This window comes from Paenibacillus sp. FSL R7-0198, from assembly GCF_038000415.1.
Classification (GTDB): domain Bacteria; phylum Bacillota; class Bacilli; order Paenibacillales; family Paenibacillaceae; genus Paenibacillus.
Genome location: NZ_JBBOCB010000001.1, coordinates 2147895 through 2165348 on the forward strand (window position 1 = coordinate 2147895; position 17454 = coordinate 2165348).

20 protein-coding genes and 1 other annotated feature are annotated in these 17454 nt (G+C 47.3%); all 20 genes read right to left on the reverse strand.

Features of this window, described 5'->3' with window-relative positions; all coding sequences use genetic code 11:
* Window positions 1–6: 6 nt before the first annotated feature.
* Entirely contained in the window at window positions 7–1293 is a 1287-nt protein-coding gene (locus tag MKY87_RS09220; protein WP_133387123.1) for a homoserine dehydrogenase, read from the reverse strand.
* Window positions 1294–1351: 58 nt separating this feature from the next.
* Window positions 1352–1789: an ACT domain-containing protein gene (locus MKY87_RS09225; protein ID WP_017692625.1), complete on the reverse strand. Its 438-nt coding sequence runs from the start codon at window positions 1787–1789 to the stop codon at window positions 1352–1354.
* Window positions 1790–2017: 228 nt separating this feature from the next.
* On the reverse strand, window positions 2018–3328 hold the full coding sequence (gene obgE, locus MKY87_RS09230) for a GTPase ObgE (protein WP_076216952.1): 1311 nt from the start codon (window positions 3326–3328) through the stop codon (window positions 2018–2020).
* Window positions 3329–3345: 17 nt separating this feature from the next.
* Window positions 3346–4143, reverse strand: coding sequence for a Spo0B domain-containing protein (locus MKY87_RS09235; protein ID WP_235193928.1), 798 nt, complete (start codon window positions 4141–4143; stop codon window positions 3346–3348).
* Between the two features lie 90 nt (window positions 4144–4233).
* Entirely contained in the window at window positions 4234–4545 is a 312-nt protein-coding gene (gene rpmA, locus MKY87_RS09240; protein WP_017692622.1) for a 50S ribosomal protein L27, read from the reverse strand.
* A gap of 23 nt (window positions 4546–4568) precedes the next feature.
* Window positions 4569–4898, reverse strand: coding sequence for a ribosomal-processing cysteine protease Prp (locus MKY87_RS09245; RefSeq protein WP_036605912.1), 330 nt, complete (start codon window positions 4896–4898; stop codon window positions 4569–4571).
* 14 nt (window positions 4899–4912) lie between these two features.
* Window positions 4913–5224 carry a 50S ribosomal protein L21 gene (rplU, locus tag MKY87_RS09250; RefSeq protein ID WP_017692620.1) on the reverse strand — a complete coding sequence of 104 codons (312 nt, stop codon included), beginning with the start codon at window positions 5222–5224 and terminating at the stop codon, window positions 4913–4915.
* 14 nt (window positions 5225–5238) lie between these two features.
* Window positions 5239–5323, reverse strand: a sequence feature (ribosomal protein L21 leader region).
* A gap of 56 nt (window positions 5324–5379) precedes the next feature.
* Window positions 5380–6630, reverse strand: coding sequence for an Rne/Rng family ribonuclease (locus tag MKY87_RS09255; RefSeq protein ID WP_091037546.1), 1251 nt, complete (start codon window positions 6628–6630; stop codon window positions 5380–5382).
* A 106-nt stretch (window positions 6631–6736) separates the two neighbouring features.
* A complete protein-coding gene (locus tag MKY87_RS09260) occupies window positions 6737–7597 on the reverse strand; it encodes a site-2 protease family protein (RefSeq protein WP_338588359.1) in 861 nt (286 codons plus the stop codon).
* Window positions 7590–8438 (reverse strand): M23 family metallopeptidase, encoded by an 849-nt coding sequence (locus MKY87_RS09265; protein ID WP_340964089.1) that lies wholly within the window; start codon window positions 8436–8438, stop codon window positions 7590–7592. Before MKY87_RS09265 ends, MKY87_RS09260 begins: the two co-directional genes overlap by 8 nt.
* Before the next feature lie 149 nt (window positions 8439–8587).
* Window positions 8588–9382: a septum site-determining protein MinD gene (minD, locus tag MKY87_RS09270; protein WP_053783092.1), complete on the reverse strand. Its 795-nt coding sequence runs from the start codon at window positions 9380–9382 to the stop codon at window positions 8588–8590.
* Window positions 9383–9385: 3 nt separating this feature from the next.
* Entirely contained in the window at window positions 9386–10048 is a 663-nt protein-coding gene (gene minC, locus MKY87_RS09275) for a septum site-determining protein MinC (RefSeq protein ID WP_017692615.1), read from the reverse strand.
* 74 nt (window positions 10049–10122) lie between these two features.
* Window positions 10123–10656 carry a rod shape-determining protein MreD gene (gene mreD / locus MKY87_RS09280; protein WP_036605906.1) on the reverse strand — a complete coding sequence of 178 codons (534 nt, stop codon included), beginning with the start codon at window positions 10654–10656 and terminating at the stop codon, window positions 10123–10125.
* Entirely contained in the window at window positions 10656–11528 is an 873-nt protein-coding gene (gene mreC / locus MKY87_RS09285; protein ID WP_047841182.1) for a rod shape-determining protein MreC, read from the reverse strand. The genes mreD and mreC overlap by 1 nt, the downstream gene beginning before the upstream one ends.
* Before the next feature lie 185 nt (window positions 11529–11713).
* Window positions 11714–12748, reverse strand: a complete 1035-nt coding sequence (locus tag MKY87_RS09290; protein WP_017692612.1) for a rod shape-determining protein — start codon at window positions 12746–12748, stop codon at window positions 11714–11716.
* A gap of 183 nt (window positions 12749–12931) precedes the next feature.
* Entirely contained in the window at window positions 12932–13621 is a 690-nt protein-coding gene (gene radC / locus MKY87_RS09295) for a RadC family protein (RefSeq protein WP_076216949.1), read from the reverse strand.
* Window positions 13622–13658: 37 nt separating this feature from the next.
* A complete protein-coding gene (locus MKY87_RS09300) occupies window positions 13659–14270 on the reverse strand; it encodes a Maf family protein (protein ID WP_340964096.1) in 612 nt (203 codons plus the stop codon).
* Window positions 14271–14364: 94 nt separating this feature from the next.
* Window positions 14365–14607 carry a DUF4321 domain-containing protein gene (locus MKY87_RS09305; protein WP_047841183.1) on the reverse strand — a complete coding sequence of 81 codons (243 nt, stop codon included), beginning with the start codon at window positions 14605–14607 and terminating at the stop codon, window positions 14365–14367.
* Window positions 14608–14752: 145 nt separating this feature from the next.
* Window positions 14753–15982 (reverse strand): SPOR domain-containing protein, encoded by a 1230-nt coding sequence (locus MKY87_RS09310; RefSeq protein ID WP_340964099.1) that lies wholly within the window; start codon window positions 15980–15982, stop codon window positions 14753–14755.
* A gap of 116 nt (window positions 15983–16098) precedes the next feature.
* The gene (gene murC / locus MKY87_RS09315; RefSeq protein WP_253442774.1) at window positions 16099–17418 is read right to left on the reverse strand and encodes a UDP-N-acetylmuramate--L-alanine ligase; all 1320 of its coding nucleotides are present in this window, start codon (window positions 17416–17418) and stop codon (window positions 16099–16101) included.
* Window positions 17419–17454 lie beyond the last annotated feature (36 nt).

A 17454-nucleotide genomic window follows, 5' to 3' on the forward strand; every position in this document is an offset into this window, starting at 1 on the left:
GGACATTTATCCTTCGACCCGATAGACACTCTTAATGCGGCGAATGACGCTGAGTGATTCAAAATGTTTTAACACTTTATCCATGCTTGCCTTGCTTGCATTATGAGTAACGATAATGATCTCGGCATCCGGGTTGTGCTCATTCGGCTGTTGAACAACCGACGCCAGACTGACATCATACTCTGCGAAAATTTGTGTGATTTGTGCCAATACACCGGCTTTATCGTCTACGTGTAGTAAAATAAAGTTTTTCGACACGATCTGCTCGTCGCTTTGCAGTCGCTTCGTCTTATAAGGCACAATGGCTTTGAGACCGTTCACGCCAAGTTTAAGGTTTTTGGTAACCGCCACAATGTCAGCTACAACCGAAGTTGCCGTTGGGAGTTCTCCCGCACCTGCACCGTAGAACATCGTCTCCCCTACAGCTTCACCGTGTACATATACTGCGTTGAATACACCGTTGACTGAAGCAATCGGGTGATTTTGTCTAACCATTGTCGGCTGAACGCTGATCGTGATCTCATCGCCAATACGGTCCGCAATACCAAGTAACTTCATCTCATAGCCCAGTCTTTTGGCATACATAATGTCTTCACGAGTTACGGAGGATATTCCTTTAACGGTTACATCCTTCAACTCCACATTGGTGCGGAAACCGAGTGTACTCAAGATCGCCATTTTGCGAGCTGCGTCAAGTCCCTCCACATCGGAAGTTGGATCCGATTCAGCGTATCCCAGAGCCTGTGCTTCAGCCAGTACTTCTTCATAGGATGCACCTTCCTGACTCATTTTGGTCAGAATAAAGTTCGTTGTTCCGTTCACAATCCCCATAATGCGAGTAATCCGGTCAGAAGAGAAACCTTCAATCAGCGTACGAATGATCGGAATCCCTCCAGCAACACTCGCCTCATAGAACACGTCACATTGTTTTTCCTGTGCCTTCGCCAAAATCTCTGTACCATGCAGTGCCATGAGATCTTTGTTTGCTGTTACGATATGCTTCCCACGTTCCAACGCTTCAAGAATATACTCCTTCGTCTGATCAATACCGCCCATGACTTCAACGATGACATCAATATCCGGATGACGAATGACTTCCCAAGGATCTTCCGTAAGCTTGGCACGGTCTACAGCAATAACACGTTCTTTCTCTGTATTTTTCACTGCGATCTTCTCGATGACAATCGGCGATCCAACCTGACTGCTCAGATCCTCCTGATTCCCTTCCACAATGCGAACGACTCCCGTTCCGACAGTTCCCAGACCCAACAATCCGACTTTTACTGGTTTCACTAACGATCTACCCCCTAATGTCTATTCTTGTCCGTCAGTCCTGTATGTTAAAGCCTAATTACCCTTGGCCTACAATACGTGTACGTCTTACGCCAGGCATATCTTGCATTCGATCCAGCATTTCACCGATTTCGCCATGAAGATGTGTCGTTTCCACCGAAATGACAACATTGGCTCTTCCTTGAAGCGGGATACTCTGATTAATCGTGAGTACATTAGCTCCATAACCAGCTACATGTCCAAGTACACGTGACAAGATACCCGACTGATGCTCCAGATCAATGGAGATCGTTACAATTCTCTCGCGCTCAAGCTGGTTGATCAGATGAATTCCATCTTTGTACTTGTAAAAGGCACTCCGGCTTAATCCGACCTGTTCAACCGCCTCATGCACTGTTTTAACATCACCAGAAGCCAGTAGTTCTTTTACCTGCATGGTCTTCACCACAGCCTCTGGTAAAATATCTTCCCGTACTAAGTAATAGCGTTCGTTCACAGAACGTCCTCTCCTCAAAGACTCATGTATTCATATAGTGGACATTATATAGGATCTATGGCAAAAGGGCAATACATGACACGCCTATTTTTTGAAATACGTTCCTCACAGTATACAAGTTTATCCCTCTCTCATGTCAGGAAAAAACAAAAAAACGCAGAGTTGCGGGTCAACTTCCCACTTCTCTGCGTTCCTATATCGATCTGTCTCTCCACGGAAGACGGCTACTTAATAGTAACTGCTGCCTTCCACGAATTCGAATTCAAAGTCTCCAATACGCACGATGGTGCCTTCTACAGCCCCGCGCTTACGCAACTCAGCGTCCACCCCCATATAACGAAGTGTACGTGCGAGTTTCAGTATAGCTTCATGCGAGTTCAATTGCATCCGTTTCATCATGCGGTCAATCTTGGCACTTTCGACAACGAACATTTCGTTCTCACGCACAATTTTGAAACCATCATCTTCTTTTTTGTCCAGACTGTATACTTTACGTTCAGATACATCTGCTACCTCTTCAACCACTCGCTCGTCTGGAACCTGATCCAGCAGATCAGCTGCACGATAGAGAAGTTCTTGAATCCCTTTCCGGGTCAAGGATGAAATTGGCATCACTTCAATATCAGGTTGAACCTCACGAACTTGCTGTAAAAATTGCTCCAAGTTCGCTTCAGAGTCTGGCATATCCATCTTGTTAGCTGCTACAATTTGCGTTCTCTCGGCGAGAAGCGGATTGTACAACTTCAATTCGTCATTGATTTTCTGCCAGTCTTCAAAAGGATCGCGTCCTTCCGAACCCGACATATCTACAACGTGAACAATAATGCGAGTACGCTCGACATGACGCAGGAACTCATGTCCCAGTCCGACTCCTTCATGCGCACCTTCAATCAGTCCAGGCAAATCGGCCATGACAAAGCTTCGGCCTTCTCCTACACCGACTACACCCAGATTCGGTGTAATGGTTGTGAAATGGTATGCCCCGATCTTTGGCTTGGCTGACGAAACGACAGAAAGCAATGTGGATTTCCCGACACTCGGGAAACCAACCAGACCAACATCTGCCATAACTTTCAGTTCGAGTACGATGTAACGCTCTTGTCCTTCTTCACCGTTCTCAGCAAGTTCAGGTGCAGGATTATTCGGTGTAGCAAATCGGATGTTACCCCGCCCGCCCCGACCACCACGTGCAATAACAACCTGTTGACCGTGACGTGTCATATCCGCCAGTACTTCTCCACTGTCTTCATCCAAGATGATAGTTCCTGGTGGAATGCGCACAATCATGTTCTCCGCATTTGCACCATGCTGACTTTTATTACGTCCCTTCTCACCACGTGGGGCCTTGAAGTGGCGCTGGTAACGAAAATCCATCAACGTACGCAAACCTTCATCCACGCGGAAAATGATGTCAGCTCCTCTGCCTCCATCGCCCCCTGCAGGTCCGCCGTTTGGTACATACTTCTCACGACGGAACGAAATAATTCCGTCCCCTCCGTCTCCGGCTTTTACATAAATCTTCGCTTTATCTACAAACATTGGTTAACCCCTTCTTCCTATATTCCACACGGCATTCTGAATTGTATAAACGTATCCTCAGACGGAAACTGCTCCGTTCTGACTTTTTTTCCTTTGAGTACGGCAGTAAGCTGCCGCAGTGTTTCCGGATCGGGTGTTTGATCCCCATCCAGTCGGACAACCACATCTCCATGATCCTGTCCGAAGTTTAAGGTCAGTTTGCGAACCTCTCCCCAAGAAGACCGGCCGCCGCCATATTGATAGGCCCTGATTGCATCCGCAATCGCCCCGGTAAGTGACTCGCCATCCTCGGGAGAGACCAGAGCACTAAGCTGCAACTCATCTTCTATTTCCACATGCAAGTCCAGCGCAATTCCACTGGCGCGAAAAGACTGAAGATAAAATACGAGGGAAGGAATACCTAATCTGGAGATTCGGCTTTCTTCTGTAACCCGCTCTTTTATTCTTTCCACACATTGCAAGGATTTATCAAGTTTGCCCAGCCGAAGATATCCATATAACACCTGAAGGTCGTTCATCCAGTCGTGTCGATGATGATTTAATGAAGCAATTGCTGTTTTTTCCATGGATTGTATGATGGCTCTGCGTTCCGCCTCCGCCTGTTTCTTCATCGCATTCACAGAAATGAGCAATACTGCGACGGACCACAATGCGCACACGACGCTTGAGATCATCGCCGGATACAACATAACGAAAACCAAAGGAATCAGAAGTGAACATGCCGCAATCCACGGCACTCTTTTCCAAGATTTCATGGCTTCTCCCCGTTCTACAAAACTCGGTTGGTCTACACCCACCGTAACCAAGTATAACATGTCTTTTCTGCCAGTTCATTATCGAATAACCGTTGAATACAAAAAACCTTCGGCAAAAATGCCGAAGGCTCCTTAGGCGGAATGCCGATATTACGCTTCTACTGCTGCTGCTACAGGAGCAACATTAACAGGGTAGATGCTTACTTTTTTGCGATCGCGTCCCCAACGTTCGAATTTTACAACGCCGTCGATTTTCGCGAACAAAGTGTCATCTTTACCGATGCCAACGTTAGTTCCTGGGTGAATTTTCGTTCCGCGTTGGCGAACGAGAATGCTACCACCAGTTACAGTTTGACCATCAGCACGTTTAACACCCAGACGTTGAGCATTACTGTCACGTCCGTTCTTCGTGGAACCTACACCTTTTTTCGATGCGAATAACTGAAGATTTAATTTCAACATGATTGGTTGTCCTCCTTCTTTGCTTATTTGAATTGCTGTATTTTAATATACTTCCCGTATGACTCTGCAATATTAGAGAGCATAACCACCATGGATTCGAGTAACAATTGTACCTGGGACCAAGTTTCCCCTCTCTCTAACAAAGGTAAAGAACCGCTTAAAAAGCCATTCTTCATCTTGGCATCCATTTCGACACCGGTCAATGTTTCAATCGAGTTCACCGTACCCACTGTAACAGCGGATACCCCGGCACATACGATGTCTTCTCCCCGCTTGGCAAAATTAGCATGCCCTTCAATGGAAAAACGTTCGATGTTCCCGTCCTCATCACGAAAGATTTGAACGATAATCACTTATCGCACCTTCTTTACGCTTTGATTGTTTCGATAGTTACTTTAGTGTACGGTTGACGGTGACCTTGCTTCACATGGTAGTTCTTTTTAGGTTTGTATTTGTATACGATAACCTTTTGTCCTTTGCCATGTTTCTCCACTTTAGCCGTTACAGTAGCTCCGGAAATCAATGGTGTACCTGCTGTCAAACCTTGATCGTTAGATACAGCCAGGACACGGTCGAACGTTACGCTTTCGCCATCGTTCGCAGTCAATTTCTCGATGAACAGAACATCGCCCTCTTGGACTTTGTACTGTTTGCCGCCTGTTTCAATAATTGCGTACATTTGCCTTGCACCTCCTCATGTCTCAGACTCGCCCGTTCTCAGGTGACAGTGTCCTTGCGGAACTGTTCTTATACCCGGCCAGTGCGGTTACAGCATGTGCAAGACCATTAGGCTAAACACATACTTGAAGATTATATCACGCAATATATCAAAAATCAATGCAAAGGTGAAATATATCTTTTTCCCGTTCCATGGCAGGAAGAACACGGCTCCACATAGGGCAACGTACTTTCTTCTCGCACTTTCTTACGGGTAAGTTCGAGCAAACCCAACTTGGTCCAACCCATTACAAACGCTTTGGTCCGATCCTTCTTGAGCTCACCCTCCAAGGTTGCCGCGACTTCATGCCGATTCGAGGCTTCCTCCATATCAATGAAGTCGACAATAATCATGCCACCGATATCTCGCAGGCGCATCAGGCGAGCAATCTCCACTGCTGCCTGTATGTTGGTCTCTGTCACGGTCTCTTCCAGACTGTCACCGCCAGCTCCCGTGTATTTCCCCGTGTTCACATCCACTACAGTCAGAGCTTCGGTATGATCAATGACAATGTATCCGCCTCCGGGCAACCACACTTTCCGGGCAAAATCCTTATTCAACTGTTCCTGCACACCATAGGCAGCAAAGATGGATTCTGTTCCCCGATACACCTGTACTTTGGGTTGATGACCAGGACTAATCTCTTCCAGCAACGCTTTTACCTCACGGGCTTGTCCTTCACTATCAGTGATGACTTCGTCACTCCCTGGCGTATACACATCTCTGATGATTCGCTGTACCATGCTATGATCCCGATGCAATAGGCTTGGTGAAGGCAAACTGTCCGCTTTTTCACGAATCAGATACCACTGCGCGCGTAATGTTTCCAAGTCCGACTTAATGGCTTCATGCTGCTCTTCTCCAGATACGGTCCGAATAATAAGTCCTTCTTCATCCCGCCTCAGTTGCTCCCCAAGTGCCTTAAGACGGGAACGATCCCCTTCACGGGCAATTTTCTTGGATACCGCTACATAGTCAGCAACAGGCATGTAGACAAGCCAACGGCCCGGGAGTGAATAATGAGTCGTCACCCGGGCTCCCTTGCCTCCTACCGGTTCTTTCAGAACCTGAACAATGACTTCCTGACCCGGACGAAGCAACTCCGAGATGGAAGGCTTCACCTTGGGCTGTTTCTCCAGATGGGGATGCAACACATCGTCCACATAGAGAAACGCATTTTTTTTCTGACCGATATCCACAAAAGCAGCCTGCATACCTGGTAACACATTCACGACCCGTCCCTTGAAAAAGGAACCCAGCAGTCCACGCTCGCGTGTACGCTCTGCCGTAAATTCCACAGCTTTGCCTTCTTCCAGAAGCGCCATTTGCATGAGGTTATGTTCATTATGTACTATCATTTGTTTCATGGCTTCACCTCTAGAAGACAATTCAATTCATCCACATCCATTTCAGTATCTTTGCAATTCTCATTGTACATGTATTAACCCATTTCAGAACAGGTCCACCAGAACTCTACAATTTATCACCATTTTGTTGAAAATAGGAACCGATAATCCGTTGCTCAGGCAAGACGGCCATAATTCGACCCTGTCTGTTCATCACGTATACCATATGGTATCTTTCTCTCTTTAATAGACGCAAAATAGTGTCCAAAGGTTTCGCCGGAAATGAGATTATTGGCTGCGCCAAACTGCCGGTAGCCGCATGACGAGCGAACACACCCTCGCGATTCATGAGAAAACGGATGAAGCGATAGGGCACATTTCGGTAATCCGTTACGTTGGAATAGAACAAAAAAAGGCCGATTAACAGAATGTTGAGCGGTAGGCCGTAGTCCCCAGTAAACCATCGGCTGATAGCATATAAAATAACCCCTACGCTACACAGAATGCTAATTCTGTAAGTCCACATTAATGTTGTATAGTAGGGTGCCCACAGACTGACAAGCGCCTGAACAATTTTACCTCCGTCCAGAGGAAGAACAGGCAGCAGATTAAATAGGGCAATGAGCAGGTTCCCCTGAATGATATAGTTGAGAAACACCGGATCGCCCAGATTGCCATACTGCAACAGCAAAACCACACCAACCATCAGCATGTTTTGTAATGGACCTGCCAGAGCAATGATGATTTCCCGGTAGGCCGTGATTGTACCTCCATCTTCGATAACGGCTACTCCTCCAAAAGGAAGCATCTGGATCGACAAGACACGATAGCCCAGAAGGGCAGCCGCCGCAGCATGTCCACATTCATGAATAAATACGATGGCAAACAACGTAATAAGCTCAATAAAATGTCCAGTCAGAAGGGAGGCCATCATGATAATTACAAAAAACGGATGAAACGTAATGCGTACTCCCCACACCCTAATCAAGGGCAACGACTTCCGCCGGGTCTACGTACTCCTCACCCTCTTTGACTGCAAAATAGAGCGTGGCCGGTTGTTCACCACCCGTAGCCTTAAGACTCCCCACTGGATTCCCCGCTTCCACCCAGTCATTCACGTTCACTTCACTTTCGTTCAACCGACCGTATATTGCCGTGACATTGCCTGTATGCTGGATGACAACTGTGAACCCACTTGCTGCATCGCCGATAACCTCCATGACACGCCCAGCATCAGAACTTGCGACCTGTATAAGTTCTGCACCTGCGGCATCCGGAACGATCTCAATTCCCTTCATGCTCAGCGCGAATGGCTGAACAACTGTGCCTGAGATCGGTTTCCCCAGTAACTGCCTTACTTTCAATCCGTTCACGGCATCCGTCGTATGTCCGAGGACCGGAAGAAACGAAGGTGTTCCTCCAAAATGCCGTTCATACCAGGCCGCGGCTGAGGCAAAATCCATATCCCGATGGAGTGCATCCGCAATTACTGTTTTGGGTGATGTCGTCCACGATGTATCCAACTGAAATAGCCCCCACACTCCGCCAAATATCAAAGCGCTAATAACCGTCCGTTTGAGAAGTGACTTGAACAGGTTGAATCTCGAATGCCCCCCTGGAACGAAATGACCATTCTCTTTTTTCCATAACCATTCCGGATCTCTTTCCTGTATCCCCTCACTAGGCGCGATTGGTTTCGTTTGTATGATCTCATTCTTGTCCAACAGTGAACCTACTTTTTGCTCCTGTAAGACCTCCACAGTGGCACCATCCATCAGTCGCCGAATGCGTTCTTCTCGTCTCTGCTTAATTCTGAGTTTCGTGTTCATGGAATATCCTCCCGCCGAGGCTTGTTTACTACATCCTATGAAGAGGTGGTTGATAATATGAACAAGCCTGCCAGCAGGTAACAAAAAAAGCCGGGCTATAAGCCACGGCTGTCATGTAATCAGATAATGAATAAGCCCATTTAAATGAATTAACCCATTCCGAAGAACTTTTTGAAACGAGTGAAAGCTCCCTTTTTCTGCTCCAGCTGCATCAATGGAACTGTATCTCCCAAAATGCGTCTTGCAATGTTACGATAGGCAATCGCCGCAAGTGAATCCGGATTCATGACCGTAGGTTCTCCTGAATTGGCAGCTTTGATGACCAGTTCATCATCAGGCACGATGCCAATCAGGTCAATATTAAGTACTTGTAAAATACCATCGATATCTAACATGTCACCCGATTTAACCATATTATTGCGAATTCGATTCACCACCAGCTTTGGTGATTGAATGTGTGAACTCTCCAGCAGGCCGATGACACGATCCGCATCACGCACTGCAGCATTTTCCGGTGTAGTGACCACGATGGCCTGATCTGCTCCTGCTACCGCATTTTTGAAACCCTGCTCTATGCCGGCTGGGCAATCAATAATGACGTACTCAAAATCTTTTTTCAATTCAAGGATAATATCCTTGACCTGTTCTGGCGACACTGAGTTTTTGTCTCTCGTCTGCGCCGCAGGCAACATGTATAATTCTTCGAAACGCTTGTCTTTGACCAAAGCCTGATTCAGACGGCAGCGGCCGTCCGCAACGTCGCACAGATCGTAAATAATACGGTTTTCGAGTCCCATCACGACATCCAAATTACGAAGGCCGATATCGGTATCTACCAGACAAACCTTTTTGCCGAGCAGCGCCAGCGCTGTCCCGATGTTTGCCGAGGTGGTTGTTTTACCCACGCCGCCTTTACCCGAAGTGATCACGATCGCCTCTCCCATGAGCTACACTCCTTTAAACACATTAAAATCTCGGCGTAACCGAACGATATTGCTCATTTTGTCTATCTGCATCTGATTGTCCTGTAAGTAAGCAAATTCCATTCCGGTCTCTCGGCTCTCCCATTCATCGGGAGGACGACTGATGATATCCGCAATCCGTAGCTGCGTCGGTGCAAATACCGAAGCGGCAATGATCGCTTCCTCGTCCCCACCAATTCCGGCATGAGCCATACCTCTGAGTGAACCCAACACATATATATCTCCGGTACACGTCACTGTGCCCCCCGGATTGATATCCCCAAGAAACAGGAGATTTCCTTCATGATGAAGCACCTGACCTGAACGCACCATACCACACATGGTTACAATCGGCGGCGGTCCTTTAACCTCCGGTTGGAGTGCAGGTGAGTCGATGGATCGAATAAGCAGATTCCCTTTTTGCTTCAATATATCGAGGATTGCTTCTTTCTGGTCCTCTGTCACTTCGCGGGCACCCAACTTGATATCCACATGAACAATCGGTCCGGTCAAAATATTTTGATGGCTGTGTTCCAGCTTATAGCGGAGCTCATAGAGCAATTCCTCGAATTCACATTGATCGTCCAACAGGAAAACCAGGCCGTCTCGGATGCCTTTAATCGTTACGTGATTCGATTTTACCGTCATAAGCCTGTCCCTCCCATCTCATTACATTTCGTGCCCGGGGCCCCAAGTTCCTGCTTTGCGCTCCATAAATGTATTTAGGAAGCTTCCTCTGTCTTGCTCCGTCTCTTGCCGATCCGCTCCAGTTGTTTCCGAAGGGGGACATATATGATCAAGGCAAACACAAAATGAATGAACAAATTAGGAATCATGTATTCAATCAACGCCCAGTCAAAGGTCACGTGGTTAAGTTGGAAGAGCTTGTACAGGAAAAATAGCATGGTGTCATTAAGCAGACTTCCCAAAATGACAACCGATACCATAACCGGCAGTGGTGCACGTGGTGCTTGAAAAATGAGTCCCATCATGTATGCCGATAAACCCATCGAGAATCCATAAGGTCCAATCATCTCGCCATAGAATACGACATCATGCAATAGTCCAAAAAATATACCGAGTACTAGTGCCGTGTGACGATGATGATATACAGCGATAAACAAAATGACGATATAGACCAGATTGGCAGAAATACGCATCTGCCAGCCAGAAGGGATGAGCAGCGGCAAAATTGTGCCTTCCGCAATGAACAAAACGAATAGTAACAGAAACAAAACTTGCTTACGTGTTACCATTATTCTTTTACCTCAGGCGGGATAATGACAATCAGCTCTTTCCAATCAAGGAAACTGGCGTATGGTTTGATAATCGCAGTCCGCGTTAAACCGTACTCCCCAACTTCAACCTTTTCCACTTCACCAATCCGCATATACTTGGGAAAGTTATTGATAATCCCTGAAGAGATGATCTCATCACCCTTTTTGATGTTTGAATCCTCCGAAATTTTGGTCATCTTGAGCATGCCCGTCTTCGGATCGTAGCTCTCAATCATACCAAATACTTTCTCTTTACCTACTGCCGTTGCTGCAATGGCATTGGATGTCGGATCATTGGCATCCATGGACGTTAGCAGATTAACCGTTGATGTATATGAGCTGACATGACTGATCACGCCGACCAGCCCTTCCTGGGAGGTAACGGCCATCCCCGGCTTGATTCCCGCATTTTCACCGATATCAATGTTAATGGTTCTGCTATTCGGATCCGAATTGGCACTGATAACCTGAGCAATTCGTGAACCGTAATTATAGCGATTCTTCTGTTCTTCTGTGAAATTGAGCGCTTTCTGAAGCTGCTCATTCACTTGCTCCATATCATTGTACTTCAGCCGATCCCGGGTATAGTGACCCATCGCGATACGAAGCTCTTCATTCTCTTCATATACCGTACGCATGTTCGCTACATCTTTGAAAAAGCCCGCTACATAGGAAGCGGGCTTGTAAAATACGTATTGTACAAATCCAACTGAATCCTTCAGGAATTTCTCCGGCCAGGATAGAGTGGTTCGCGGACTGAGCGTAAAGCCCATTAACGCGATAAATGTAACAAGGCCCACCAGCAAAACAAAAAGTCTTTTGTTGCCTAGCAGTTTAAACAGTTCGAACACCCTCTAACATCCATATTCTCTTCCGAGCCATGCCCGGCGGGGAGACTGTCAGACCTGTAGTCCCTGCGAGAATATCAGCCGATCCTCCCCTGTTAAGCGGGTAATAGCTCATCCCCGGGGTTAACCGGGTCCTCTATAAAGATATCTTGCCACTTGGTCGCTATGCCAAGTTAGGCAAATACCAATTAACGTTTGGAACGAACGGCCGAACTGCTTCTGCTTTTGAACAAATGAATATTCTCTAGCGCTTTACCTGTTCCGATTGCTACACAATCCAGCGGGTTCTCAGCCACAATGACAGGCATTCCTGTCTCACCAGCGAGAAGCTTGTCCAGGTTGCGAAGCAACGCCCCACCACCTGTAAGAACGATACCCCGATCCATGATATCGGCAGCAAGTTCAGGCGGGCATTTTTCAAGTGTTACTTTTACCGCTTCAACAATTGCATTCACGGTATCAGCCAGCGCTTCACTGATCTCGTCCGAAGTAATCGTAATTGTCTTCGGCAGACCTGTTACAAGGTCACGTCCACGAATTTCCATCGTTTCTACTTGTTCCAATGGCATAGCTGATCCGATGTCCATCTTCAATTGCTCCGATGTACGTTCACCGATCATGAGATTGTATTGGCGTTTGATGTACTGGATAACGGATTCATCCATCTCGTCACCTGCTACACGAACCGAACGGCTCGTAACAATACCACCAAGAGAGATAACAGCCACTTCCGTTGTACCGCCACCAATATCGACAACCATACTACCTGTTGGTTCCCATACAGGCAGATCTGCACCGATTGCAGCTGCAAAAGGCTCTTCAATTGTATAGGCTTCACGTGCTCCAGCCTGTTTGGTTGCATCTTCAACCGCACGTTGTTCTACTGCTGTGATCCCGGATGGTACACATACCATTACGTTTGGATGACGTTGGAACATGGAGCGCTGTTTCTGCGCCTCACGGATGAAATATTTGATCATTGTTGCCGTTGTATCGAAATCGGCAATAACGCCATCTTTCATTGGACGAATGGCACGAATGTTACCAGGTGTACGTCCAATCATTTTTTTGGCGGCTTCACCTACTGCCTCGATGCTATTTGTATCTGTCCGTATAGCGACAACCGAAGGTTCTCGCACCACAATTCCTTTTCCTCGTACATAAACCAACGTATTTGCTGTCCCCAAGTCAATACCCAAATCTTTCGTAAAACCACCAAACATAACATAATCTCCTTTTCTGCCTCATATAGCCGCTCCATTATGATCCAGAGCGTAATAATTTCATTCCCACGCAACACGTGGAGCTAATATTCGCATTTGTTTTTTTGCATTAGTAAAGTGAACCTATCTTTTACGGACAACGCCGTTAACATTCATAGGAAAACATCAACGCCAACCATTATATTATACTAAGCCCTTCTCCTTCAAACTTACGTACGTTCCATCTCCGATAATAATATGATCAAGCACGTCAATGCCAACAATAGCACCTGCTTCAATCAGTCTCTTGGTTATTTGGATATCCTCCGGACTGGGCGTAGGATCACCACTCGGATGGTTGTGTGCGCACACAATCGATGCGCTGCTGCATTTGATGGCAGCCCGGAACACTTCACGTGGATGTACAATCGAAGCGTTAAGGCTGCCCATGGAGAGTGTTTCCTGGGCAATAATATGATTTTTGCTATTCAGAAAAAGACACACAAAATGTTCTTTTTGCAAGTAACGCAATTGTTCGATCAGAATGTCAGCTGCATCACGGGGTGTACGAATTGAAGTCGACTGCGTGAGTCTGCTTTTGGCAATCCGATGACCCAGCTCAATGCCAGCTTTCAATTGCACAGCCTTGGCATTGCCGATTCCTTTCATCGCGGTCAGTTCTTCCAGACTCAAATCCATCAACGAGCGAATGCCACCCGCTTCGGCCAGAATCCGCTGTGCCATATGCACCGCGGATTCCTGTCTTGTGCCTGTTCGAAGTAAAATTGCCAGCAATTCAGCATGGCTTAAGGCGCCCGCCCCGTATTCCATCATGCGTTCTCTCGGGCGTTCTTCCTGGGGGATGTCGCGCATCATGTATTGAGGCGACTCCATATGTTCCCTCTTTTCATTTCACAACATTTGGCTTCATTCATGTTCGTGGCAACACATGTACGCCGAACCTGTCCAACATATCACTTAGCAAGGATAGCGGCAAGCCAACCACATTAAAATAACATCCTTCAATGCGGTCGATCAGTGAAGCACCAATGCCCTGAATGGCATATGATCCTGCCTTATCTGAAGGCTCACCCGTCTGCACATAAGCACGGATGGTCGCATCCGTCAGCTCTTTCATCGTTACATCGGTCTGGCGGTAATGAACTAACGACTGTCCATTGCCCGCATCAATACAAGCGACGCCCGTGAACACCCGATGTACGCGGCCCTGCAGTCGGGATAACATACGTTCAGCATCCGCTTCGTCTAAAGGTTTGCCTAGAATCTCACCATCCAGAACAACAACAGTGTCACTACCAACAATAATGGCTTCCTGCTCACGGCCTTCAAGCCCGCGATACACGGCAAGCGCCTTGCGCAAAGCAAGCTCCTGTACCGTCTGTTCAGGTGTCCACTCTGGTGGTGTATCTTCATTGGCATGACTTGGTATTACATCAAACGCTAGGTGGAGTGATGCGATCAGTTCTTTGCGCCGAGGCGATGTGGAGGCCAGAATAATAGGGCGCTGTTGAGTGTTATCCAAAATGAACGGCTCCTTATGCCACGGCAACATCCTGTCCGGATCACGATAATAGATGTCACTGGTTTAATTTTTTTCGTCATAACTCGTCATTCTCCTACAGTCTGCGATACAGCCACACAGCGGCAATCATACCGATCAGACTCAGAAGGCTCATTTGAAATTGAAGTGAAATATCATAACTGATAATATCCAGATCAGCCTGCGGCGACCAACGTATGGTCGTGGCTTTCGTAAGAAAGGCTACTGCCTTAACAGGCTGCAGTGCCTTGGCGATCCACGCTCCGGCCATCCAGCCGAGCAGCAGAAACAGCAATAACATGCCGAAGTTTTTTTTCATCGGTAATCTTCCCTCGCCATTTTTTGACACCCACATTATTATACGGGGTTTTGTACGTCAATACAAACACAAATCCGGCAAGGGGAACTATTTCCAGTTCCTTGCCGGATAGGTATTTCCAAGCGTTGTTATGGGAAAGAGCGTGTTACTGCTTTATCGCTTCGAGCCATTTTTTCTGCTGCAGTACATATTCCATCAGATCGGACTGCACGGACCACATGTGCACATCATCCGGGTTTTTGTTGTACTCCGCGATAGCCGTAATTGCACTGTTCATTGATTTCTCCATTCCGCCAATAATAGGTTGTACATCTGCGGTCAGACCAGGTGTAATACTATTCAATCCCGTCATCCATGACTGATGCTTATTCTGAATCGCGGTCATCGTTTCTGTAGAGACTGCTGCCGGAGCAGACTGTCCCAGCTGTTGAATGGACAAGGTAGATAATTGTTCGACCAGTGCAGAACTGTTTGTGAAGAAAAGCTGCACATCCTCTTGCTTGCCACCGAATATAGCCGGATTGATCTCAGGGTTCACGATCTCCTTGACGTACAGTTCAACTCCTTGGGCTTTTAGCCTGGAGCTAAGTAGCTTGGCCTCTTCACGATCAGCCGAAATGCCTGCATATACTCGATTGCCATCTTCAGGATCAGAACCTGCGGCTATACCTGCCTGAGCCAGCTCAAGCTTGGCCTGCTCAGCTCGTTCAGGAGAACTGAATACACCGTATTGGAGTGCATAATACGTGCTGCCAGTCGTAGCTGTCTGAAGCTGTTGCTCTGTACCAGCAGCCCCCTCCTGACCCGTCACGGTGGAAACCGCCTGATTGACGGGAAGAAGATCACCTGGCTTGGCGGCTCCTTCTTTATTAAAAAATGAGAGAATAACCATACCAAAGAGTGCTCCGGTAACAAGCGCCCCGGTAACAGAACCAATCATTTTCCATCCCCTTGGAGGGCGATTGCGTTTGTACGAATAGTTCTCCGAATCTGCAAGCCAGTCGTGGCCTTGATCATCATGGGTATTGGACAGATCACGACGCTCTTCCTCCGGATTATCGGTGTGATTAACATAACCGTAACCGGAACGGTTCCCAAAATAATGGGCCTCATCCAAGTTCAAGTTCGAATCATGGCTCACCCGCTCGTCAGGTTCAGGTACAGTAGAGCTTGTCAGCACCGTCTCTCCCCAGTCTCCGGGGATATCCTCAGGCGTCCATGATGGGGTTGTATCCATCTGCTTAGGCGTTAGCGGTTGATTATGCGGTAATTCTTCACTTAACGTCACCAATGGACTGGACGCGGATATCCTCTTGTTTTCAGGCTTGTCCGACTCATGATCCCCGAAGCGAAACGTCATTCTAGCATTGCTCACCCGTACCCTCTCCTTTGTCCCATTTATATCAGCTATATGCAGAGACTGGAGAATACATTCCATATAACGCAAAAAACGCCTGCTTCGTACCGAAGACAGGCGATTTCTCAATTGATTTATTTCAAACCTTTGGCAAGTGTATCGCCGACTTTCCAAATATCACCTGCACCCATCGTAATCACAAGATCTCCTGGCTGCAGACGATGCTGCAGGTCAGCTACAACTTCTTCTTTTGTAGGAAGGTAACGTGCAGAAGCATTACTGTTTTGAACGATCAGTTCAACCAGTTTGGCTGAGGTTACCCCTTCGATCTGCTTTTCGCCCGCAGGAGAATAGATATCCGTAATAAGCACCTCATCCGCTTCCGCGAAAGCACGACTGAACGCATCCAACAGGAAGAACGTCCGCGTATAACGCTGTGGCTGGAATACCGCAATAATGCGTTTGCCTGTTGCTTTGGCTGCACTAATCGTAGCTTCAATCTCAGTCGGGTGATGAGCATAATCATCAATGATTAGCATATCACGCGCCTCGCCCAATACCTGGAATCTGCGTTTGGCTCCGTGGAACTGGATGATAGCTGCCACAATCTTCTCAAATGGAATGCCTGCTTCCAGACAGGTAATCACCGTAGCCATCGCATTATAAACGTTATGCTTACCCGGCACTGATAACTCAACCGTGCCCATAGCAGCACCCTGATGATTCATCGTAAAGGAAATCCGGCGATCACCCAGTACAATATCCGTTGCCGTATAATCCGCAGCACGATCAATACCATAGGTTGTAATCCGTGACTTGAGTTCAGGCAAAATCGCTTGAACATTCTCGTCGTCAGAACACACAATCGCTGTTCCTTCCGGACGAATCTGGCTCAGGAACTGCACATAAGCCTTTTTGAGCTCCTCAAAATCACTGTTGTAATTCTCCAGATGATCTGCCTCAATATTGGTTACAATACCGAGCCATGGATGGTACTGCAAAAATGAGCCATCGCTCTCGTCTGCCTCAGCGACTACCCAGTCGCCCTGGCCTGCCTTGGCGTTGGTGCCCACATTCATGATTTCTCCGCCAATGATATATGTCGGGTCCGTATCACATTTATCCATAACAAGTGCAATCATGGATGAGGTGGTTGTTTTACCGTGAGCTCCAGCCACAGCCACACCTTTACGTTCGTTCAACAAACGTGCAAGCATCTGGGAACGATGCAGAATCGGAATGTTCAGCTCTGCAGCTGCTACCCGTTCCACATTATCAGCAGGCGCTGCCGTAGAGTAAACAACCAAGTCTGCTCCAGTGACGTGCTCTGCCGTATGTCCGATATATATTTTCGCTCCCTTGGCTGCCAACTTCTCGGTCAACTCCTGTGAAGCGACATCCGATCCGGTAACGGTGTATCCCATTTCCAACATAACTCTTGCGATGGCACTCATGCCATATCCGCCAATCCCTATAAAATGAACGTGTTC